Origin of the sequence: Oceanispirochaeta crateris (assembly GCF_008329965.1) — a bacterium.
GTDB lineage: Bacteria > Spirochaetota > Spirochaetia > DSM-2461 > DSM-2461 > Oceanispirochaeta > Oceanispirochaeta crateris.
In genome coordinates, this window is the sequence record NZ_CP036150.1 from 1,400,745 (window position 1) to 1,422,123 (window position 21,379).

22 protein-coding genes are annotated in these 21,379 nt (G+C 43.1%); 1 reads left to right on the plus strand and 21 read right to left on the minus strand.

Features of this window, described 5'->3' with window-relative positions:
• Nucleotides 1-2: 2 nt before the first annotated feature.
• The 7 genes from EXM22_RS06365 to rpsF form a co-directional block, all read right to left on the minus strand.
• A complete protein-coding gene (locus EXM22_RS06365; protein ID WP_149485709.1) occupies nucleotides 3-302 on the minus strand; it encodes a late competence development ComFB family protein in 300 nt (99 codons plus the stop codon).
• 12 nt (nucleotides 303-314) lie between these two features.
• A complete protein-coding gene (dnaB, locus tag EXM22_RS06370; protein ID WP_149485710.1) occupies nucleotides 315-1,655 on the minus strand; it encodes a replicative DNA helicase in 1,341 nt (446 codons plus the stop codon).
• A gap of 12 nt (nucleotides 1,656-1,667) precedes the next feature.
• Nucleotides 1,668-2,255 (minus strand): 50S ribosomal protein L9, encoded by a 588-nt coding sequence (rplI, locus tag EXM22_RS06375; protein WP_149485711.1) that lies wholly within the window; start codon nucleotides 2,253-2,255, stop codon nucleotides 1,668-1,670.
• 4 nt (nucleotides 2,256-2,259) lie between these two features.
• Entirely contained in the window at nucleotides 2,260-3,216 is a 957-nt protein-coding gene (locus EXM22_RS06380) for a hypothetical protein (RefSeq protein WP_149485712.1), read from the minus strand.
• A gap of 15 nt (nucleotides 3,217-3,231) precedes the next feature.
• Nucleotides 3,232-3,459, minus strand: a complete 228-nt coding sequence (gene rpsR / locus EXM22_RS06385) for a 30S ribosomal protein S18 (RefSeq protein WP_246157109.1) — start codon at nucleotides 3,457-3,459, stop codon at nucleotides 3,232-3,234.
• A 272-nt stretch (nucleotides 3,460-3,731) separates the two neighbouring features.
• A complete protein-coding gene (gene ssb, locus EXM22_RS06390; RefSeq protein ID WP_149485714.1) occupies nucleotides 3,732-4,211 on the minus strand; it encodes a single-stranded DNA-binding protein in 480 nt (159 codons plus the stop codon).
• 9 nt (nucleotides 4,212-4,220) lie between these two features.
• Nucleotides 4,221-4,502, minus strand: coding sequence for a 30S ribosomal protein S6 (rpsF, locus tag EXM22_RS06395; protein WP_149485715.1), 282 nt, complete (start codon nucleotides 4,500-4,502; stop codon nucleotides 4,221-4,223).
• 145 nt (nucleotides 4,503-4,647) lie between these two features.
• Here rpsF and EXM22_RS06400 point away from each other — a divergent pair, with 145 nt between their 5' ends.
• Nucleotides 4,648-5,100: a hypothetical protein gene (locus tag EXM22_RS06400; RefSeq protein WP_149485716.1), complete on the plus strand. Its 453-nt coding sequence runs from the start codon at nucleotides 4,648-4,650 to the stop codon at nucleotides 5,098-5,100.
• A gap of 42 nt (nucleotides 5,101-5,142) precedes the next feature.
• On the opposite strand, the gene EXM22_RS06405 is transcribed toward EXM22_RS06400, so the two are convergent.
• The 14 genes from EXM22_RS06405 to rpsO form a co-directional block, all read right to left on the minus strand.
• Nucleotides 5,143-6,165, minus strand: a complete 1,023-nt coding sequence (locus EXM22_RS06405; RefSeq protein WP_149485717.1) for an SIS domain-containing protein — start codon at nucleotides 6,163-6,165, stop codon at nucleotides 5,143-5,145.
• Nucleotides 6,162-6,935, minus strand: a complete 774-nt coding sequence (locus tag EXM22_RS06410) for a PIG-L deacetylase family protein (RefSeq protein WP_149485718.1) — start codon at nucleotides 6,933-6,935, stop codon at nucleotides 6,162-6,164. Before EXM22_RS06410 ends, EXM22_RS06405 begins: the two co-directional genes overlap by 4 nt.
• A gap of 3 nt (nucleotides 6,936-6,938) precedes the next feature.
• Entirely contained in the window at nucleotides 6,939-8,141 is a 1,203-nt protein-coding gene (locus EXM22_RS06415; protein ID WP_246157083.1) for a diphosphate--fructose-6-phosphate 1-phosphotransferase, read from the minus strand.
• Nucleotides 8,128-9,297 carry an ROK family transcriptional regulator gene (locus EXM22_RS06420; protein ID WP_149485719.1) on the minus strand — a complete coding sequence of 390 codons (1,170 nt, stop codon included), beginning with the start codon at nucleotides 9,295-9,297 and terminating at the stop codon, nucleotides 8,128-8,130. Before EXM22_RS06420 ends, EXM22_RS06415 begins: the two co-directional genes overlap by 14 nt.
• A 110-nt stretch (nucleotides 9,298-9,407) precedes the next feature.
• A complete protein-coding gene (locus EXM22_RS06425; RefSeq protein WP_149485720.1) occupies nucleotides 9,408-10,634 on the minus strand; it encodes an aldose epimerase family protein in 1,227 nt (408 codons plus the stop codon).
• Nucleotides 10,635-10,708: 74 nt separating this feature from the next.
• The gene (locus EXM22_RS06430; RefSeq protein ID WP_149485721.1) at nucleotides 10,709-12,115 is read right to left on the minus strand and encodes a HEAT repeat domain-containing protein; all 1,407 of its coding nucleotides are present in this window, start codon (nucleotides 12,113-12,115) and stop codon (nucleotides 10,709-10,711) included.
• 1 nt (nucleotide 12,116) lies between these two features.
• Nucleotides 12,117-13,673: a murein biosynthesis integral membrane protein MurJ gene (gene murJ / locus EXM22_RS06435; protein WP_149485722.1), complete on the minus strand. Its 1,557-nt coding sequence runs from the start codon at nucleotides 13,671-13,673 to the stop codon at nucleotides 12,117-12,119.
• Nucleotides 13,670-14,791, minus strand: a complete 1,122-nt coding sequence (tgt, locus tag EXM22_RS06440; protein WP_149485723.1) for a tRNA guanosine(34) transglycosylase Tgt — start codon at nucleotides 14,789-14,791, stop codon at nucleotides 13,670-13,672. The genes murJ and tgt overlap by 4 nt, the downstream gene beginning before the upstream one ends.
• A gap of 37 nt (nucleotides 14,792-14,828) precedes the next feature.
• Complete coding sequence (locus EXM22_RS06445; protein ID WP_149485724.1) at nucleotides 14,829-15,908, minus strand: LptF/LptG family permease; 1,080 nt, start codon at nucleotides 15,906-15,908, stop codon at nucleotides 14,829-14,831.
• Nucleotides 15,905-17,200: an LptF/LptG family permease gene (locus tag EXM22_RS06450; RefSeq protein WP_149485725.1), complete on the minus strand. Its 1,296-nt coding sequence runs from the start codon at nucleotides 17,198-17,200 to the stop codon at nucleotides 15,905-15,907. The genes EXM22_RS06445 and EXM22_RS06450 overlap by 4 nt, the downstream gene beginning before the upstream one ends.
• On the minus strand, nucleotides 17,175-18,266 hold the full coding sequence (locus EXM22_RS06455) for a ligand-binding sensor domain-containing protein (RefSeq protein ID WP_149485726.1): 1,092 nt from the start codon (nucleotides 18,264-18,266) through the stop codon (nucleotides 17,175-17,177). Before EXM22_RS06455 ends, EXM22_RS06450 begins: the two co-directional genes overlap by 26 nt.
• Entirely contained in the window at nucleotides 18,263-18,703 is a 441-nt protein-coding gene (gene dut, locus EXM22_RS06460; protein ID WP_149485727.1) for a dUTP diphosphatase, read from the minus strand. The genes EXM22_RS06455 and dut overlap by 4 nt, the downstream gene beginning before the upstream one ends.
• 102 nt (nucleotides 18,704-18,805) lie before the next feature.
• The gene (gene pnp / locus EXM22_RS06465; protein WP_149485728.1) at nucleotides 18,806-20,920 is read right to left on the minus strand and encodes a polyribonucleotide nucleotidyltransferase; all 2,115 of its coding nucleotides are present in this window, start codon (nucleotides 20,918-20,920) and stop codon (nucleotides 18,806-18,808) included.
• Between the two features lie 132 nt (nucleotides 20,921-21,052).
• A complete protein-coding gene (rpsO, locus tag EXM22_RS06470; RefSeq protein WP_149485729.1) occupies nucleotides 21,053-21,319 on the minus strand; it encodes a 30S ribosomal protein S15 in 267 nt (88 codons plus the stop codon).
• Nucleotides 21,320-21,379 lie beyond the last annotated feature (60 nt).

The following is a 21,379-nucleotide window of genomic DNA, read 5'->3' on the forward strand; positions in this document are numbered from 1 at the left end:
TGTCAGGATTTGCTGTGTAGTGGATTCTGACTTATTTTTTCAACAGACTCACGCACTACTTTCTCAATATCTTTGATCAGAGTTTCTGTTTCAACCCTTGTAAAAAGGCTGCCCAGGAGCGAAACGGTATACCGGGGCTTGATCTGATTCAGGGCAAAACAGGCCATGTCCTGGACACAGTCTGTACACTTACAGATATCTTCATCCGAAATGGCACTAAGCTGCCTTTCAAGCTCTTTGTAGGCTACTTCTTCAACTTCATTCTTGATTTCATCTAATTTATAATCATCAATAAAACTCATTGAATATCTCCCTCAACTATTGTATGCCAATGGTACAAACTTTGTAAAATGTGGTATAAAAGCCATTTTAACCACACCTACAGGTCCATTTCTCTGCTTGGCTATAATTAATTCTGTTTCTATATTTTCTGGTGTTCCATCATGATTGTCAATCCCTCGTTCACGATGAAGAAACATAACAACATCCGCATCCTGCTCAATGGCACCGGATTCTCGGAGGTCGGCCAGTCCAGGAGCTTTCCCTTCAGTTTGCCTTCCTACCTGAGATAGAGCGACGATGGGAATATCCAGCTCTCGTGCCAAGGCCTTCAAGGAACGACTCACTTCGGCCATCTGTTCATGCCGTGGTATCCTTTTATCTTCAAAGGTGATGAGTCCAAGGTAGTCCACAAATATAATCTTAACATCAAACTTACTGACCATTCTTCTGGACTGCGCCCTCAGATCGAGGAGCTTCATATTGGGGGTATCATCTATCCAGAGAGGGGCATCATAGATGCTGCTCGCCGCATCGGTAAGGCTGTTAAAATCTGATGGTTTCAACAAACCTGTTCTGATCTTATTTGAATTGATATTGGCCTGAAGCGATAGCAATCTCTGCATAACCGAAAGAGTGGTCATTTCCAAAGTAAAAAAGCCACAATTTATCTTACTCTTAATCGCTATATTAGCGGCAAGGGTCAACGCAAAAGCTGTTTTACCAACAGATGGACGTGCACCAATAACGATCATTTCTGATTTTTGAAAGCCTGTTGTCATGGCATCAAGCTCATCAAATCCAGAAGGCACACCGGTAAAGTCTCCCTTCTGAGAATATCGTTGCTCAATGGCAAAGATGGCTTCTTTGATAACATCTCCGGCCGATTTTATGGAGTCGACTGATCTTTTATCATTGATGTCAAAAACCTGACGTTCCACTTCTTCCAAAATTTCTGCAGTATCTTTTGAATCATCATGAGCCTGCTGATGCATATCGGCGCTAATTGATAACAAACGACGCCTGATACTGCATTCCTGGACGATTTTGGAATAGTATTCAATATTTGCGGTTGTAGGGACAGAAGAGGTCAGACTGGAGACATAGGCAACACCGCCTGATTTTTCTAGAAGCGCTTCTGACTTAAGCTCTTCTACAAGAGTGAGGAGGTCAACTCCACTACCCCTTTTCTCCAGTTGCTCAATAGCATGAAAGATATACTGATGAGCTGTTCTAAAAAAATCCCCGACCCCCAGATACATTCGAACAGTATCCAAGGCGTCGAGAGAAAAATTAATGAGGAGTGCCCCCAATACCGCCGATTCAGCATCTTCGTTATAGGGGGGTACTTTATCTTTCAGGGAACCTGAATCCATAAGCTCCTGCGATTAATTATCAGTTTCTTCTGCGGATGAATCTTCGACGGCTTCAGATTCATTAACTTCTGTGGCAACAGCTTCTTCTGCAACAACAGCTTCTTCTGCTTTCACATCATCCTTACGAGAAGATCTTGACTCAGAACCTTCGGTTTGAACACCATTAACGGTCACCTTAAGATCTGCAGATTCTCCTCCGTAAAGTTTTACCTTTACAGTATAGGTTCCTGTCAGTTTGATTGAATTTCCGGCAATTTCTACCTTTTTCTTCTCAATAACAAGACCAATTTTATTCAATTCATCAACGATAGTAGCGGCGGTAACAGCTCCGAAAAGCTTACCCTTTTCACCAGCGGGCATATCAATAACCAGAGTCTCATTGCTCAATCGCTCTTTGATACCCATGGCATCTTTTCGTTTTGTCTCTTTTCTTTTTTCAATAGCAACTTTCTTCTGCTCAAACATATTCAGGTTAGCTTTGTTGTATTGAACAGCCAATTTCTTGGGGATAAGGTAGTTTCTGGCATAACCATCGGCTACAACCTTAACATCCCCTTCCTCTCCAAGACTGGACATATCCTGATTTAATATAATCTTCATGGATTTACTCCTTGTCAAATAGTCTGTAATTTATCCAGAGTTCGGATACACCGAGCCCTGCCGTTAATATCAATAGCACCAGATTTACGCCTGGTATAACAATCAGAAATCCTGAGGTCATAAGCATGAGTCTCTGCGTATGACGGGGAAGACTTCTTCTATTTAAATAAGACTGAATGATACCGATTCCTCTGATGGCATAGGCCCCGGCGGAAATCAGGATGATATTGGTAACAGCATAATAGGGAAGTATTCCCAAAATATGGATATTTCGTACCATCATCAGCTTATTTACTAAGAAAAGGGTCAATGGAATGAATAGAAACCATACCCAGACTTCAGGCAGATCCCAATTCTCCGATTTTCTTTCCGTTACAGCCCCTGAGGACTTGCTCACGACTTTCATGCCCATCCAATAGCTAAAGGCAATAAAGAAGAAATACCAGACTAATCCCGTACTTCCTGCAAGATCCTGTAGAATGAGAAACAGTGTTTCACCATCCAGGGCTGCGTCACCCATGACTCCACTAATATTCAGCTCGTTGCTGACCAGTAGGATCTGATTGAGTGACATGATCATCTGTTCTCTTAGTCCTTGAGCCAGCGGCCATAAAAGCAGGCTTAACGCGGCTGCTCCGGCGGTAATGAAAGCAATTCGAACAGGCAGGGTAAAACCCTTTAGTTCAAAATTACAAACATAAAGGCCCGCGACGGCCAGAAACAGAATATATCCATCAACATAGACAAAACCAAGAGCCTCTAAAGGAATCAGCACTGTGGTCCTGAATGAAAGAATCAAAAAAATTGAAATCACAGAAGAGATTAAGAAGATTTTCCTATTTCTGCCCGCTGCAGAAAACTGCAGTGGAATGGCAAAAAAGGGGGAGAGGATACCCACATTATACAGCAGAGCCGTAATGAGCGAGATGCCTGTTATCTTCCCTATCTTTCCGGTTTCCAAATCACATCCCCAAAACTATTTTGTTACAAAAGGAAGAAGAGCCAAAGCTCTGGATCTCTTGACTTCTGTTGTTAGCATTCTCTGATGTTTAGCACAGGTTCCGGTAATTCTTCTGGGAAGGATTTTACCTCTTTCTGTGATGAAGCGACGCAGAGAGTCAGGTTTTTTGTAATCGACTTCCAATCCGTTCTTACAGAACTTGCATACTTTTTTCTTATAAAATGTTCTTCTGGGAGGTCTCATTCCTGAACCTCTGTCCTGACCACCGGATCTGGGTCCGGAAGGTCTTGCACCGTCAGAATTATCCTGTCCGGTTCCTTCATTCTGATTATCTTCAGACATGTCTTTTCTCCTATTTCATGAATTCAATATCCATTTATCACGACTGAATATCTTAGAATCAGTCCTCGTTTAAGCCTTGGTGTGCACCGCACTTCCAGAAGCTTATTTGCATTTGGTTATTCAGTTCCGCTTGTGTAATTTACTCAAACCGGTCCTATTGATAAACCAAGGGCCTAAAATGGTATATCATCCTCAAACCGGTCTGACTGTCCACCCGAACTTTTTTCAGGTTTACTGTAAGACTCAAAAGATTGAGAATTTCTGGAGGGGGCTGCTCCCTTGTTATTATTCTGATAGGAATTCTCTCCCATCTGACCCCTGTCATTTCTACTTCCCAGTAGCTGAATATCTGAGGCAGCGATAGTAACCTTGCTGCGTTTTACACCATCCTGCTCCCAACGATCTTGCCGGAGCTGGCCTTCAACAGCAATTTGTGTACCTTTTGAAAGATACTGAGCCAGAGCTTCTGCTCTTCGGCCGAATAGGGATATATCAAAAAAGTTGGCCTCATCAACCCATTGATCACCCTGTTTTCTACTACGGTTACTGGCCAGGCTGATATCAGCAATAGCCATACCACCGCTGGTATACTTCAATTCTGCGTCTCTAGTTAGTCTTCCGACGAGTACAACTCGGTTTATATCAGATGCCATAAGAACCCCTTACTTTTCTTTTTTAACGAAAAGATACTTGAGAAGAGATGTCTGAAGTTTCAGAGCATTTTCAATCTTAAGGATTCCTGCAGGATCTGCATCAATATTGAGCAGATGGTAATGACCGCGTTCTTCTTTATGAACGGGGTATGCTAGTAATCTGTCACCCAAATCTTCTTCGGATAGGGTTGTCACACCGTTTTTCTCAAAAATGTCTTTGACATTCTTAAGACCGGTAGGATAGTTGTCTTCCTTTACACGGAAAACTGCTGTAAATTCATAGGATCTCATTTAATCCTCCTTGCGGACTTATATGATTTACTCCTAGGGAGCAAATAAAGAGGCTGAGAAAAAATAGCATAAGTGCTGATTGATGTCAAGCTAAATGCCCATGTTGCCGAAACATATAATACAAAACCAGGATGGGGAGCAATAGATGAGCGAGAAGGTTCATTATGAAGACAATCTCTTTTATCTTCACACAGAAATATCCAATATTCAAAACGGATTAAAACTCTCAATTGACAGTGAGTTTTTTGCCAGTAGAATCATAAATCAGATCTTTGCGATTGATGCTATTCTGAATCGGCATTATCTCCTGCTCAAGGAAAACCCCTATCTGATCAGACGAAATGACTTTCTATTTTCCATTCAGAAACTAAAAACAAAACTATCAAAACTCATAGAAACAGTTGAAGAAAAAAAATCATTCTTTTCCGAAAAGGATACTGAACGTTTTCCAGAACTGAAAAGAAAAATGGCAGCCCATCTTATGGATGTCCAGAAAATTCGAAAAGAGATCAGCGAAAAGCTGGAAAGCTCTTCTGAAGATAGTTCCAGCCTCTCATCCAGTGAATATGAATTACTCATGCAATCTTCGGAAGAGTAAATCCTCTTCCAAAGATCTTAGTGCAAAAAGAGAAAGTTCATCTCAATTGGATTCCGGTGTATATTCATTACCTACTTTTCTGGCTCGAACAGGAGTATCCAGATCGATTCCCAATGAGAGACCGGTTTCTACAAGAAGATTCCAGCCTGCTGCCAATTCAACATAATTTTGAAAGTCTCCAGCCTCTGGAATAACGAGGCTGTGGGCAAAGGATGTTTTCCTAGGCGCAATAGAAATAATCTGAACCCCTACCCCGTCAGTCAGGCATTCTAAAAACTTAGCCTCCTCTTCTTCGAAGGGATCAACAATGATAAGAATATCACCAGGATTCATGACTTCTTCAATTCCATGAGCACCATAGGTACCTTCCAAGAAATCAGATTTCTTTCTGGTAATTTCATTTGTTTTAAGTGTGAGTTCTTCTGCTACACCATTATTTCGACCAGAAAAGTAAATCATATCAGCTTGGGCAATCAGTTGAATGACCGCAGGATCGATTTCCATTGATAGAGCCTGATCTACAGCTTTGGCAAGGGGATTAAGACCGTCCAGAGTCTTCCCTTCCAGGGCCGCTCTCAGCGCATCATAGAACAAGGCCTGTTCGGCAACGCTCTTTGTGGCAGCTACGGCATTTTCACTGCCACAGCTCAAAACATATGTTTCTTTGGAAAGAGACTCCAAAGCTGAATTCTTGGTGGCAGTCACAGCAAACAGGTCGGGATGATTATCACGGTTCAACTGATGGAAGAGCCGAATCAGCTCCTTTGTTTTGCCGGAATTTGAAGAGCCGAAAACAGGCTTATTCATCAGCATATACTCCATTGCCTGCGTAGACCCTTCTGTAAAAAATCTGGTTTTCTCTCCTTTCATCAAAGACTGGGCTATGGCTCTTTTAGCCGGGAAGATTCTGCTGGAACCTTCCCCGGTAAGAAATATATCTTCAGAAGCTGAGCTTGTCTTTAAAAAACGATCCAAATGGGGGACATTAAAATTCCTGATAAGCTCTGGGGTCTCCAACATTTCTCTACATAGGGCATATTTCTGATATTTTTCTTCTTGGTTCATTTTCTGTTCTCCATTCGAATATAGTCTTTTAACGTTTCCTGAATAAAGGGATCTTTTTGAAACCCGCCTCCCAGATGCTGCCAGAAACACTCTGCATATTCCACTCCGGATTTTTCTCCCAGTTCCCGACTGAATTTTCTCATTTCACCAAAAAAATCATCAATCTTGTGCATGTGCTTCATTAATAGTTTTTGAGACTCATGACATCCAAGCATTTCAAGCTTCTTATCAATAGTCGAACTTATATCCACATAAAAATGGGGAGCGGCAATGGGAAATCCCAATGGATCACTGAGGCTCATGGGAGCACTGTGATACAAAAGAGGCGTGATGGGCAACGGCTTCTCCTTTGAGGGGACATTGGGAAGGGATGAGATCATAGCCGCGGCATCACATATAGTGCCGGTTGCTCGATGATCTGTATGATAATCATTCAAAAGATGAGTGATGACAATTCCTGCTTCAGTCTTCCGGATAATATCGACCAGCCTGATTCTGACTTCAGCATTGTCAAAAACAAATCCGTCTCTTTGATCAAGACAGTAATAATCTGCCTCCAGTAGTGCAGCAGCATTGTGGGCTTCTTCCTTACGGATACGGGTAGTCTCTTCCTCATCACCGTTCATACCACCCAGACCTCCTGCTGTCATTGTGACAATGGAGATTTTAAAACCGGCTTCTTTAAGGAGTGCTAATGTACCGGCACACCAGGCTTCAGCATCGTCTGGATGAGCCTGAACCACTAGAATATTTTTTTTGAATTCGGTCATATCCTATTCCTTATAAAACTTATTTTCTAATGCGACGAACTGCGGTAGTGATGAGATTAGGGGAGTCATATAATTTAGAAATTCATCACTCACATCGTTCCCTCTTTCATTGATATACTCCCGGGGCATAGCCCTGGCCTTAACGGCAACATCCTCAAGGGCGGCCTGCCCTAGAGAAAAAGAACAATCCGGATTCCTTTTGATAGTGACCATAACAGCACTGGTTCCCCCACAGGCTAGCCGTACTGCCTCTTGACCGCATTTATATGCCATATCCAGGTCTTGGGGCTCAGACCTGTCGAAAGCACTCATAATGAGTGATTCTGTAATCTGAAATTCTCCGCGGGCCCCCTCTAAAGCATCAGTGAGGATTCTATGAACATTCAAGGCAACACTTGCCCCCCCCATGGCTCCAAATTCGGTATTATTAAACTTGTCTTTATTTTGAGAAGCGCTTACAGGAGTCCCGTCTTTATACAGCAGACCTTCACTGACTACGATAGAAACCCATCCATACTTCCTGATGCATTCTTTTGCATCCTCTATCATCTGTTCCGGCGCCAAGGGTCTTTCCGGACAATAGATAAGATGAGGGGCATCACCCTCTTTCTTTCTTGCAAGGGCTGTTGCTGCGGCAAGCCATCCGGCATCACGCCCGATGGTCTGATATATGACAAACTGATCCACCTTTTTCATATCCCGCGCCAAGACTCCCGCCTGGAGTACATTCAGGATATTGCTGCGGGCAGCAGATGGAAATCCCGGGGTATAATCTGTTCCGAATAAATCGTTATCAACAGTCTTGGGTATTCCAATTCCCCGGAGCTCATAGTTTTGTTCTCGGCAGTAGAGCTCTACCCTGTGTACCGTATCCATCGTATCGTTTCCACCAATAAGGAAAAAATAACGGATATTATATTTTTTTAAGATTTCAAGTATGACGGGAAAATCATCCTCTACCAGCTTATGACGGGAAGAACCCAGAGCTGAAGATGGAGTGCCTCTTAACCCCTTTATGACTTCAGGGCTCTGGGCACTTAGGTCAAAAAAATCTTCATTCATAAAACCTTCTATACCAAAATTCATACCAAGAATTTTAGTAATAGCCTCTTCTTCAAGAGCCTTCGATATGACTCCGGCAAGACTTGAATTTATTACTGATGTAGGGCCTCCTGACTGACCAACTACAGCTTTACCTTTCAACATGCGTACCTCCCTGGTTTTTTTTTAACTTGATGACTTTTTCCCATTGTCCCTTTAAAAGTGCTGACTCATTGAAACCGGGAAGAGTGAAAATTGTTCTGATAAAAAAAGATGAAGCCCCCTGAGCGACCTCCCAGAGCCCCTTATCGGAAAAGCTCCATTTGAAGGGAATGGAAGATTTCAGTGCAGCTTCTAGTTTTAGACTGTGTTGGAAGAACTCTCCACCCAAAATCACACTGTGTGGATCTAGAGCCGAAATAATGGGATTCAGAGTTTTAAAGAGGGTCAAAATGTATGTCTCTATTGCTGCCATATCTGATGACCCTTGTTCTTTTAATTCCCTCAAAAATAAGTCTCGCAGCTCATCACTCACCGGAGAATTCATCAGTTCACCAGCTGCAAAACCTGACCCGTGGTATACCGATCCATGATGGACAATCCCGATGCCGATTTCCTGGTCCCAGGTCTGCTGACTCTCGGGAGAATGGAACTGCAACAAGAGACAGACCAGATTTCCATCGAACTCTCGGCGTCCCATAATTTCACCCCAGGCAAAACAATTAGCATCATTTTCAATCAGGACCGGCACCCCGAGGTTTTCCACCAGTATTTCAGTCAAGTTTGTCTCAAAAAGAGCCAGAGGCTTGGATGAAATAACCCTGCCCAAGTCAGGGTTGATCCTACCGGGAAGCCCCAGAGCTACTCCGGAAATTCTATCAGAGAATTCATTTTCAAGATTCTGAATCAATTTTTTGGCTGTATCCGTGAATTGAGAGATTGTATTCGCCATCAAGTCCATCATGCCCTGTTTTAAGGACTGACCCGTGAGGTTTGATAGGCTATAGCGGAGGTATGAATCCTGCCATTCTATTCCCAAAATCAATCGCTCCACAATTTTCAATCCAATAGGGATTCGACCACCCCGTTCACCTGAACGTGCGGTTTTCTCTTCCCTGATGTACCCGTCTAAGAGAAGATCATTCACAATATGAGTCAATGTTGATCTATTGAGTCCCAGGATTTCCGAGGCCTCTATTCGACTGACACCCGGTCTGATTCTAATTAGATTTAATGTTCTGCTCCGGTTGATCTTTCCTTCCTGGACCTTGTTAACGGTCATGTGTCTTACACCCTTATTGTTGATTGTTTCAACAAACATATCATAAAATTGTACTCGTGAATTGTCAATCTAAAAGAGGCTCTCTATACCAAGATCTTCATTTTCCTGATTTAGAGAGCCATGGACTCATGGATAATTTGTATGATGAGTTAGAATTGAGATAACTCTTTCAGCTCCTCAAAACGACTCTGAGCCATTATAGACATGGAAGAATCCTTCCCTTCCCCGTAAATCATCAATCTATCCTCATTTTGTTCCACCCTTGAAATCCCTAGATCCAAAGCATCACCAGTGTAGGAAAAAAAGGCCGTTCCATAGTTGAGAACCCTCGTTTCTCCAGGATGGAGCACAATATGAGTGGGATGTCCCATGAGGGATGGATTCTTAACAGATTCTTCAAGACCGTTGGCAAAATAGCTGACGGAATTTTCAGATCCCAGACAAAATGACCGGTCACACCCTCCATCCTGAGCTGCCCAGGGCTGGAAGGGTCTCCCACCATAATTCATCCAATAGTTATAGAAGAAAAGAGGGATTTCTGATTTACCCAGTTTAGCGGGTCCCGTAAACCAGGAGAGATACACAAGCTTTTGTCTGGTATTGACAACAGCAGACCAGCCCAGGGGGCTATCGGAGGGTACTTTCGCTGTAATAAAATCTGTGTAGCCCGTCACTCCGGGGACTCTGGACATATCAACTGTTCCCCCTGCTCTCAGGGCCATTGATTTGAGGGAACTGCTGGTTGAACCAGGTTGAAGCTGACTTGTATTATCAAATTCTGTTCCTAGAGGGGGAACCATAAATTCATTTGAATTATTATTAATAAGGCATCCTGACTCCAAAAAGGGAGCTCCCACCGTGTTGTGCCAACCAATGTTAAGCTCTTCTTCAGAATCAGAACGATTGGAGACAGCAAGGCTAGTATAATGAACATTCTCATGAGCTCGAATCATATCCACTTTTTTAAAAGTCAGAGCTTGATTCTCTGGAGATAACTCCCATTGGACCGAAACAGAACCCTTTTCCTTTCTTAGACCCTGATTTTTCCAAGGCATAGAACTGGTAAAACCATGAGGAGGCAATTCCGAACCTTTCCAGCTGTGTCCGGGACCAAAATTGGGACAGCAGGGAAAGTTTCCAGCAATATCAAACAAGAGGGGAACCTTCCAGTAGGCTTCATGTTTCTCTGCTATCCATTTATCAGAAGAAGTATTTCGGAACCAGGGCTGCCAATGGGCATTGATCCACGCTTTGCCTTTGCGAGAACAGAGTTCGGGAACCATCCCCTTCTCTTGATTGATCAATACCCGGAATGAATCATTCTCCAGCAAAACACTCTCACGGTCACCGATGTCGTAGGTTTTCTCAATTTTCATAACACTCTCCCTTTAACGAAAATACAAGCTCTTAGTCTGTTTCTTCATACATGAAAAGCATCATGAAGGATCGACTAGAAGCTTTCCAAAGCGGCTTTTGCTTCCCTACGGACATTGAGATGTTGTCCTTCAATATCCAACCCGGTAATACTGGGTACCAGGGAAGAAAGATGATTGAGTTTAGCCCCTCTGATACCATAGATTTTAATGACGAAATTAGGATGTTCCAGCATTTTTTCATACAAGGGTTCTAGAGAAGCCCATTCACTGGTACTCAGAGTCTTGCACAGGGGACCTAGCTCATTGTCCTTGTCCTTCTCCCATCTGGGCCCGAGAACCTTCTCCAGAGACTCTACGGTCCCGGATACTTTGTGTTCCACCATCAAAGTAAGAGCCTTCTGTCTGATATCAAAGGCAATTTTTTCACCTTCAAATTGACTCAGAAGGAATTCTCTTGCCTGTGAGTTATTGATTTTACCCAGGGCTTCCAGAGAGGAGTATCGAACTTGTCTGACAGGATCTTTTCGAACTTTGTACTCAAGAATATCTACTGCTTCGCTTGTTTTCCTTTCCCCGAGACCTTCGGCGGCGGCGACTCTTATACGCCAAAATGAGTCTCTGAGGGCCGTGAGCAGAAGTTGTTCTACTTCCGGACCATCATACTCGGTAATTCCCTTGAGGATGTAAGAGCGAAGGAGGCTGTCTTCAGAGCGGACATACATGGAGGTTAACAGGTCCAGCCCCTCAGGTTCATTGATTTGACCTATGGCAATGGCAGAATACTGTCGTTGTGAAGCAGGAGCATCTTCATCTTCCAGGAAGGTCTCCAGGAGAGACTGAGCACTCGTGTATTTCAGTTCACCCAGAACCAAAATAGCACTGGCGGAGAAGTCCTGATATTCTGTATCTCCCGAATATTCTTCCAAAAGTTCCATAATTTCATCAACTCTGGAATCGTCTTTTAACTTGGCTATCCCCCTGAGGGCAGCCGAAGATAGTGCTAGATTGTTATCATCAAGAAGATCATAAAAAACATCTCCCGCTGAAACGGACCCGATACTACCCAGATAGCTGACCGCTGCCAATAGAAGATTGGTAGAGTATTCATAGTCTTCCATATGATTCTGAAGAAGAGTGAGGGCTTGCTCTTCAGCCAGATCAACTTCAATCATGGCAAAATAATCAAGAATGGCTCTATTAATATCTGGATTTTCATTGTAAGTGAGAAGGTCGGTTAATTCTTTATTGAAAGTCATATCTTTTTCGGATTGAATAACACTAATCACATCCAAGACTTCAGAATCGATTCCATAACGAAGGACATCCCGTTTTTCTTCATTCAGCGACGTAATAAGCTCTTCTTTCTCGGCCTCTATTTCTTTAGAATCCGTTTCATCACTGACGGCCTCTTCGCTTGAATCCTCCTGTGAGTATAGAGTCTGCAAAGACATGAATATCAAAAGAATAAGGATTTTTTTCATATTATTTTCCTCTCCTTTTAAGGATCGTCATCACATCCAGTTTCATTAAACTGTAAAAGGACAGGAGGATAACCAGAGAGAGGATTCCCTCCAATGCCAGATATCCCAAATTGACCCAGCTGCTGCCATTGTAGAAATGGCTAATATCCAGAATCCTCTTCATACCAAAGATTGCCGCGGCCATAGGGATCTGAGCCACCAGGATTCTAAAAATCTGGCTAAAAAGTTTCTTTAAGTTAAAATGAATATTCTCTTTTATACTGCCCAAAAATAGGAGTAATGATCCTCCAATAAAAGCAATTGAGTTTGCCCAGGCGAGGCTGATGACACCCCATCCCAGATGAAGAAAAAACAAAGACAGGGCTATATCCGAAACAACCACCGCTCCGGCTGTTTTTAAGGGAGCGCTGTAATTTCCCTGAGAATAGAAGGATCTCTGAAAAAGATTATATGAACCGACAAAAACCATTCCTGGAGAGTAGGCAAAAAGAACCCTTGCCGCCAAAATCGTATCTTCTGATTTATATTCCCCCCTTTGAAGGGCAATGGATATCAACTCCGGACCAAAAAGCATGAGCAGAATGGAGGATGGAATCAAAAGGACCGCCAGCATTTGAATTCCTTCCTGCAGGGTTGAGGACAGACCATCCCAGTTTTTTTCTCCAGCCATACGGCTCATTTTAGGAAACAACACTGTGGCAATAGACGCGCTGAAGATACCAAAAGGAAGCTGCCAGAACACAATTGCGTTACTCAAGGCTGTTGTTGACCCCTCTTCCAGACCTGTTGCCAGAAGAATGGCTATCTGCTGGTTGATCGTAAAGATGGAAGAAGTGACCAGAACGGGAACCCATTGTTTCATGACCCGCTTGAAGGATTCATCATTGAAACGGAAACTGGGTAAAAGGGAGTATCCTATCTTTTTATAGAAAGGATACTGCCAGAAGATCTGGGCAAAACCACCTCCCAAGACCCCCACAACCATTGAAAAGATCCCAAGGGTATCATGCCAGATCACGATCGAAATTATCACCGAGATTGAAAACAACAAGGGAGAGACCGCGGGCACCATAAAGCGGTTATGGGAGTTTAGAACGGCCATAATAACAGCACTGACGCTGATAAGGACAATGTAGTGAAAGATCCACCTGAAAAGCCTGATAGCCATTTCCAGTTTCCAGGGTTCCTGGAATCGAATAAAAAGTTTCAGAACAATTTCGGGAAAGAATACACAAACGAGTGACATGGGTAGGAGGATCAGAAGCTGCAGCCCCAGAATGCTTCGGCTGAGACTGCGGGACTGACTCCCCTTTGGGTCAGACACGATCTGTCTGGACAACTCAGGAATAAATGCAGAGGACAGGGCCCCCTCAGCAAGAAGCTTTCTAAAATTATTGGGAATATTAAAAACGGCATTAAGAATATCGGCTTCACCCGAGGCCCCAAAATACATGCTGATCAATGCAATCCGGACAAAACCGAGAATCCGGGACCCCAGCGTTCCTGCCATAACAGCCAGAGTGGACAGGAAGCTCTGCCTACGCGTCGTTTCTTTCAAAAGGTCCTCTTGCTGAAGCGGTCAAGGAATGATTTTTTGTATTGAAGGAATCGACCTTCCTTCAATGAAAGTCTGACTTCAGCCATAAATTGATAAAGAAAATGCAGATTATGCTCTGTGACCAGCATGGGTCCGAGAATCTCTTTGGCCTTGAAAAGGTGTCTGAGATAGGAACGGCTGTATTGCTGACAAACCGGACAGGTACAACTGGGTTCAATGGGCTGCTGATCCAAACGGAACTGCTCGTTCTTAAGAGCCAGGTTTCCATCCAGGGTAAAACATGTACCATTTCTTGCAATCCGTGTGGGATAAACACAATCGAACATATCTATACCCGCTTCTACGGCTTCCAGCATATAATCCGGAGTTCCAATCCCCATAACGTACCTTGGTTTGTCTTCAGGAAGAAACTGGGACGTGTAGTGGAGATAGTCTCTAAACATCTGTGGGCTTTCACCCACCGAAAGTCCTCCAATCGCGATTCCGGGAGTATCAAGTTCCAAAATCTCTTCGGCGCTTCGCTTCCTAAGATCCTCGTAGAAATTTCCCTGAATGATTCCAAACAGTTTTCCTTCATAGTCGTCCCGGCAATTTTCCCAACGCTTTTTAGCCCTGGAGGCCCACCTGGTAGTAATTTCGAGAGCCTTGAGGGCATCCTTATGCGATATTCCGGGTTCTGTGCAGATATCCAGGGCCATCTGAATATCACTGCCCAGAGTTTCCTGTATTTCCACAACCTTCTCGGGTGTAAACTCATGGTAGGCACCATCAATATGGGAACGGAAACGAACCCCTTCTTCTCTTATTTTCCTAAATGGCGCCAATGAAAAAACCTGAAAGCCTCCCGAATCAGTCAGGATGTTGTGCTTCCAGCCACTAAACTCATGGAGGCCACCGGCAGCCTTGATCACTTCCATCCCAGGTCTGAGATAAAGGTGATATGTATTTCCCAGAATGAGTGTATACCCCATATCTGCCACGGAGTCATGCTTGACCGCCTTAACGGTTCCGTTGGTACCAACGGGCATAAATGCCGGAATTTCAACGTCACCATGAGGCAGATGCAAGATGCCTCCCCGACCGCGGCAGGATGGATCTCTATATTTAATATCAATCATAATTACTCCTTCAACTCCTATCTGTATCCTCTTTGAATCATGTTTTAGCAGTTTTGAACAGGTACAGACCAAAAACTAAAAATATAAGAAAGGCTGCCCAGGCTCCGTATAAGGGAGGAATATATCCCAGTTTTGCTAAAAGAACCATAATCATCTGAGCTACGAAATATATAACAGAAACGACCAGACTGGAAAGAAGGCTCATGAGAAGGATATTCTTTTTGAACCGCCCGCCTAGAGAACAGGATAAAAAAGCAACGACCAGTGGGGTCAGGGCAAAGGAAAATCTCTGGTAGTATTCCGTGAGGGCGCCACGGTAGGGAAACCCCGTCCTCTTGAGAGAATCGACCCATTCTTTGGCTTCCCGGCTGTTCATCTCGTCAATATCTCTGGAAATTCTTTTGAAAGATCCGGGCGGCTCATTCAGCAATGGCTCTGTCCAACTTGTGAAAAATTCTTCTTCCACATAATCATGGTTCTCATCATATTTGTATACTCTGACATTTTTAAGACTCCACTGATTATCTTCCCATAGGGCCGAATTGGAATCAATCCTCTTTTCAAAACCGCCATTAGAATCCAAAAACAGGACTGAAAGGCCAGTCAGGCTTTCTCTTCGGTCATTATAAAAATCAGCAATGTATATCACTGTATTCTTGTGACTGAGAACAGCAACATTGGAGTTGCTGTAGGATACAGTTTGTCCCATGATTTCCTTTGAGATTCTGTTTTTATCCTTAAATGTTGGAATTACAATGCGATCCTCAAAAAAATAACCTGCCAGGCTCAGAAGAATCCCGCTAATTAAAAGGGGTCTTGTCAATTGGTACAGGGAGTACCCTGAACCGAAAACAGCAATGAGCTCATTGTTGGCATAGTAGTTGCCCAGTGTATAAGAGATTGAAAAGAGGATGGCTATGGGCAGCGAAAAAGAGACACATTTGGGAGTGTACAGAAGAGAAACATAGGCAATATCTCTCAAGGGAACATCTGCATTGAGGTAACGCCAGAGGTTTCCAAATAGATCGACTAACTGCAATATGAGTATAAAAAATACCAGGGCAACGAGCATGGTGGGTATGAAATCTTTCAAGATCATTTTATGTAGAACTTTCATTTTTTTATCCTGAAAAGATACAAGATGAACCCCGTGCTAAAAATAAGGATGTTGGGAAGCCACATAGTCAATGCAGGCGGGTAGAATGTCCTGATGCCTAAGGTCCTTCCGGCCACCAACATCCCCCAATAGAGAATGGTGATGAATAAACCAATTCCAAATCCAACGGATTTCCCACTCCTTTTCGTATACAATCCCAGAGGAAAAGCCAAAAGAACAAAGGGAAGGCATGAGAAAGGAATTGAGAATTTCTGATGAAATTCCAGCTTCCAGATCTGAAGAGACCGATCCTGAACCTCGGCGGCCAGACTGTCCTGGTATTGCTGTCTTGTATTTTCAAGTTTTACAGGATAGGACATGACTTCCCGGGGATTAGACTGCTGATTCATCAGTAGCCAATCTCCATAAAGGTTACCCATGAGGGCAAGGCTTTTCATCCTTCTTTGATTGACTTTTTCATTGAATCTGACCTCTTTCTCCTTTATGGTTCTATAAACATCGGGAGAACTCATTTCACGGGGACCAGGATTTCGGATGGAAGATGTAATATCCTTAAGCAAAATATTATACACCATTCCTTCCGCTTCAGAATAAAGGAATTCCCCGCGGTTTCTTTTTTCACTCTTATGATCCAGTATGCGATCCAGTTCAAATGACAAGACACCGGCATCTTCAAAAGAATCGTTGATGCGGGCTTCATCTGCCAAAATGATACGCCTATTGGCTTCCTTATCTTTTTCAATAATAATCAGATTATCAATATCTTTGCCTTCTACTTGACCGGTTATTATAATGCTGTCCTGAAAATACTTGATCGAATAAGACTCCAGCTCAACCTCTGGATTCCTGAAAATCATCTCTCTGTACAGACGAGTAAAATTGATTGTTCCCACGGGAAGAAGATAGTCATTTACAAAAAAAGATAGAAATGAAAATAGAATGCCAATGAGCAATACGGGGAGAAATATTCTGTTGTAGGTAATGCCGGAGCATTTCATGGCCAGAATCTCATTATCTGATGAAAACCGGCCATAGGTCATCAACGTACCAACCAGGGTAGCAAAAGGAAATGAAATAGCAATGATAGAGGGCAATGAATAGAAAATCAGCTTCATGACATAGCTAAAAGGAACTTGTTTTGAAAGTATATCTTCTGCTAATAGGAGGAGTTGATTTATAAAAAAAATGAAGAAAAAGAACAGGAATGAGACAAAAAATGAAAGAAAAAACTCCTTGGCTATATAGAGATAAAGCGTTTGGTAGCTTCTAGGGCGTTTTAAAATAGTTTTCATGTATTTTTATGATTCCCTGCCCCTGTACCGCACAAATCAGATATGGATCAACATAAACCAATGCATTGATATCCAGTCCACTCAACCCTTCTGATATGCCATAAAACCTGGATTGAAGAGTTTCCCCATCTAAAACAACAAGTCCCTGACCTAAGGATGAAAAATAATATTCCCCCTTGATTTCGACTCCGTCGGTAATCCATTGAACAGGGGTATGTAGAAAGACTATATCATACCCCTCCCCCTGTCTGACAAGCTGAAAGAGTCCGGCTCCGTAACTCCCCCCTATCATCCTAACATCAGGATCACCCAAAACGGCTCTCACAGCCGATGTTTTTCTGTTATTCTCAGACAAGGGACGGGGCTGAAAATATTCATCCAGTATAAAAAGACCATCCATTTCCGTTCCGGCAAGAAGAGTTCCATTTTTGAGGTCTTTCAGGAACGTAATATTCCTTAAAGAGGGGGTTTGCTGAATCACAGACTGACTGTCCAGCCTAATCCTACGCAGGTTGCTAGACTGAGTTCCGCTAATCAATCCCTGGCCCATTAATACTGCACTTTGCAATCCCCGGTACTCCTGATCATCGGGAATGGATAGCTGAATAAACCGATCATGTCTTTTTGAATAAATGGCAACACTACCATAAGACAAAAACCAGATTCTCTCAGATTCTATTTGTATGGACTGCACCATGCGTATGGCCAGGGATTCTTCACCCCGTACAAAGGATGTCCATTTTCGCTCCGAAAGAGAATATCGGGCAATATCACCGCTGCGGCTTCCCAGCCAGATGTCATCACCATCAGCAGATAAGGCCGAAATCTGAGTGTCAAAAAAAAGAGACTCAGGAAGAGAGATATCCTCTAAATAAAGCTGTCTCTTGAGGATTGTCCGCTCCGTAGGATCACTCACAAGGGACAGTTTATGCTCCCCATCCTGAATGACATACTGCTCAGAGATAAAATCACCCCGGCTTCTTATTTTCTGAAGATTCAGAATACTGTCCTCACCGTAACAGAGACAGGAAAATGAAAAGAATATAAGGACCAGGGAGTATTTCATTGAACCCCTGTAGAACCGAAGCCTCCGCTTCCCCTGCTCGTTTCATCGAGAGTATCACAGAGTGTAAAATCAGCCTGGATAACTGGAGAAAATATAATTTGTGCTATCCTGTCCCCTCTCTCAATGGTCACTGCCTCAGAACTCAGATTAACCAGAATAATTTGTACGTCACCTCTATAATCTGCATCGATCGTTCCTGGAGAATTGAGTACTGTCAAGCCTTTTTTTACGGCCAATCCAGACCGGGGTCGAACCTGTCCTTCGTATCCCCTAGGGATGGCCATCTTCAAACCTGTTGGTATAAGCTTGCGTTCACCAGCCTGGAGAGTGACACTGCTGTCAATACAGGCTCTCAGATCGGCTCCGGCAGCGTCTGCGCTCCCGTAATGGGGGAGCATCTCTGTAGGACCTGTAATTTTAATTTCTATGTTCTTCATCCCATATCCTCATGTTTATATCAAAAAAAACAGCCCTCGTATCGAGGACTGTCTGATTATAGCATAAGAGGGATTCAAAATTGAATCCCTACAGAATACATATTACCTGCGGTTCATTCCACCGGACCTCTGGGGTTTCCAGTCTTTGTTCTGAGCGTCTACGATGCTCAAGTTAATGCGGCCCATTCTATCCACTTCAATCAGTCGTACTTCTACTTCCTGACCTTCTTTTAAAACGTCTGAAACATTATTAACACGTTCATTGGAAAGCTTTGAAATATGACAAAGCCCTTCTTTTCCAGGAAGAATTTCCAGGAAGGCTCCGAAATCCATGATTCTTTTAACAACCGCTTTGTATATGGTTCCGACTTCGGGTTCTTCGATCATTCCCTTCACCATGGCTTCCGCCAGATCGGTACCTTTCTTCTCGCGGCAGAAAATGCTGACAGTTCCGTCTTCATCAATATTTATTTTAGCACCACTCTTTTCAGACATGCTTTTAATATTCTTACCACCGGGGCCAATCAGGAGACCAATTTTATCAACGTCCACTTTAAAAGAAGTGACACTGGGTGCGAACTCAGAAACTTCGGCACTGGGCTCGGAAATGGTTTCATTCATGATTTTAAGGATGTACAAACGACCTTCCAAGGCCTGCGAAAGAGCCTTTTTCATGATATCAATACTGATTCCTGGTATTTTGATATCCATCTGAAAGGCAGTAATCCCATCTTCGGAACCAGCAACCTTGAAATCCATATCACCCATGTGGTCTTCTTCACCTAGAATATCAGAGAGAACGACAAAGTCATCTCCCTCTTTAATCAGGCCCATGGCAATACCGGCAACAGGTTTCTTTAGAGGGACACCCGCATCCAGTAGGCTCAATGAACCGCTACAGATTGTAGCCTGAGAGGAAGAACCATTTGATTCAAGAATCTCAGAGACAACACGAATGGTATAGGGAAATTCTTCTTTCTTAGGAAGGACACCTTCGATGGCTCTCTGAGCCAGATGTCCGTGACCTATTTCTCGGCGCCCGGTACCAAGTCGTCCTGTTTCTCCTACCGAATAAGGAGGAAAATTGTAATGGAGCATAAAGTTGGATCTTCGATCACCATCGATGTCATCCATAATCTGCTCATCCTGAACACTTCCCAGAGTGGTTATACCCAGAGACTGAGTTTCACCCCGAGTAAAAAGAGCACTACCATGACAACGATCCAGAAGATCAATCTCACAGCTAATATCACGGATTTTATCACTGGGTCTTTTATCGCAGCGCAAATTATTTTCAAGAATAGACTTTCTGATTATCACACGTTCAAGTTCTTCAAAAAGATCGCCCACAAGTTTCTTCTGCTCTTCTGGAATCTCGGCATCATACTTTGCCATCATATCTTTTTTAATGGTTTTAATGGCTTGACGTCTTTCAAACTTTCCATCTGTGAAAACAGCGGTTTCCATCAGTGGGTAGGCTTCGGCCCACATATCGTCCCATTTATCAAGTTTAATAGTTTTTTCTACTAGCGGGAGTTTTTCTTTTCCACATTTCTCTGTCATATCAACAAGAAATGCGCAGATATCAGCAAGAGTTTTTTCAGCGGCCTGAATAGCACCCAGCATCAAGTCTTCTGATACCTGTTGTCCACCACCTTCAACCATGCAGATCCCGTCATTGGAGGCAGCAACAATAATATCGAGTTCACTCTCTTCAATCTGCTGAAAAGAGGGGTTAATAACATATTCACCCTTAATTGAGGCAACTCTTACAGCGGCCACAGGTCCATTAAATGGAATATCAGAGATCATAACAGCCGCGAAAGCTGCAAGCATACCCAAAACATCAGGGGTGTGTACCTGGTCTGTAGAAATGGTCATGGGTACAACCTGGATCTCACGTCCAAAATCTTTATAGAAAAGAGGCCTCATGGGACGGTCGATCAAACGTGATACAAGGATTTCTTTATCCTTTGGTCTGGCCTCTCTTTTCAAAAATCCACCAGGAATTTTCCCGGCAGCATAATATCTTTCATTGTAGTCAACTGACAGTGGTACATAATCCAATCCTTCAACAGATTCTGAACCGCAGCAGACGGTTGCCATTACAGCAGAACCACCACAACGTACCAGGACTGAACCGTTAGCCTGTTTGGCCATTTTGCCAGTTTCTATGATGATTTCATCATCACCAATTTTAAATTTAAAAGTTTCCATATAGTTTCCTTTGGCGTTATACGCCTGTGCGAATGCGACAAGCCGGAGACTCCCCCCGGTTTATGAACATCCGTAATTCTTTATCGGTATAAGGAAAATAGAAAAAAATCCCGCCCTTCGGCGGGATTCTTATTATTTTCTCAAACCGAGTTTTGCGATTAGAGTTCTGTAGCCTTCAATATCTTTTCTCTTAAGATATTTAAGAAGCTTTCTTCTAGAACCAACCATCTTCAGCAATCCGCGTCTTGAGGCATGGTCCTTTTTATTTGCCCTGAAATGTTCTGTCAAATCTTCAATTCTCTTTGTTAAAAGGGCAATCTGTACAGCTGTTGAACCGGTATCTTTAGCATCAGCACCGAATTCTTCAATAATTTCAACTTTGTTTTCTTTGGTTAACATAATGATTAACACTCCTCATAAATAATAAAACGGGTTTCATACCGATTGAAAGCAGAGCAA

Excerpts from the sequence above, each read along its gene's own strand:
- ssb (WP_149485714.1), bottom strand. The coding sequence starts at position 4,211 with ATGGCATCTGATATAAACCGAGTTGTACTCGTCGGAAGACTAACTAGA.
- rpsF (WP_149485715.1), bottom strand. The coding sequence starts at position 4,502 with ATGAGATCCTATGAATTTACAGCAGTTTTCCGTGTAAAGGAAGACAAC.
- EXM22_RS06410 (WP_149485718.1), bottom strand. The coding sequence starts at position 6,935 with ATGACCGAATTCAAAAAAAATATTCTAGTGGTTCAGGCTCATCCAGAC.
- rpsR (WP_246157109.1), bottom strand. The coding sequence starts at position 3,459 with ATGAGACCTCCCAGAAGAACATTTTATAAGAAAAAAGTATGCAAGTTC.
- EXM22_RS06365 (WP_149485709.1), bottom strand. The coding sequence starts at position 302 with ATGAGTTTTATTGATGATTATAAATTAGATGAAATCAAGAATGAAGTT.
- EXM22_RS06425 (WP_149485720.1), bottom strand. The coding sequence starts at position 10,634 with ATGAAAATTGAGAAAACCTACGACATCGGTGACCGTGAGAGTGTTTTG.
- rpsO (WP_149485729.1), bottom strand. The coding sequence starts at position 21,319 with ATGTTAACCAAAGAAAACAAAGTTGAAATTATTGAAGAATTCGGTGCT.
- tgt (WP_149485723.1), bottom strand. The coding sequence starts at position 14,791 with ATGATTGATATTAAATATAGAGATCCATCCTGCCGCGGTCGGGGAGGC.
- EXM22_RS06400 (WP_149485716.1), top strand. The coding sequence starts at position 4,648 with ATGAGCGAGAAGGTTCATTATGAAGACAATCTCTTTTATCTTCACACA.
- EXM22_RS06420 (WP_149485719.1), bottom strand. The coding sequence starts at position 9,297 with ATGTTTGTTGAAACAATCAACAATAAGGGTGTAAGACACATGACCGTT.
- pnp (WP_149485728.1), bottom strand. The coding sequence starts at position 20,920 with ATGGAAACTTTTAAATTTAAAATTGGTGATGATGAAATCATCATAGAA.
- EXM22_RS06430 (WP_149485721.1), bottom strand. The coding sequence starts at position 12,115 with ATGAAAAAAATCCTTATTCTTTTGATATTCATGTCTTTGCAGACTCTA.
- EXM22_RS06405 (WP_149485717.1), bottom strand. The coding sequence starts at position 6,165 with ATGAACCAAGAAGAAAAATATCAGAAATATGCCCTATGTAGAGAAATG.
- EXM22_RS06455 (WP_149485726.1), bottom strand. The coding sequence starts at position 18,266 with ATGAAATACTCCCTGGTCCTTATATTCTTTTCATTTTCCTGTCTCTGT.
- dnaB (WP_149485710.1), bottom strand. The coding sequence starts at position 1,655 with ATGGATTCAGGTTCCCTGAAAGATAAAGTACCCCCCTATAACGAAGAT.
- rplI (WP_149485711.1), bottom strand. The coding sequence starts at position 2,255 with ATGAAGATTATATTAAATCAGGATATGTCCAGTCTTGGAGAGGAAGGG.
- EXM22_RS06450 (WP_149485725.1), bottom strand. The coding sequence starts at position 17,200 with ATGAAAACTATTTTAAAACGCCCTAGAAGCTACCAAACGCTTTATCTC.
- dut (WP_149485727.1), bottom strand. The coding sequence starts at position 18,703 with ATGAAGAACATAGAAATTAAAATTACAGGTCCTACAGAGATGCTCCCC.
- EXM22_RS06415 (WP_246157083.1), bottom strand. The coding sequence starts at position 8,141 with ATGTTGAAAGGTAAAGCTGTAGTTGGTCAGTCAGGAGGCCCTACATCA.
- EXM22_RS06445 (WP_149485724.1), bottom strand. The coding sequence starts at position 15,908 with ATGAAAGTTCTACATAAAATGATCTTGAAAGATTTCATACCCACCATG.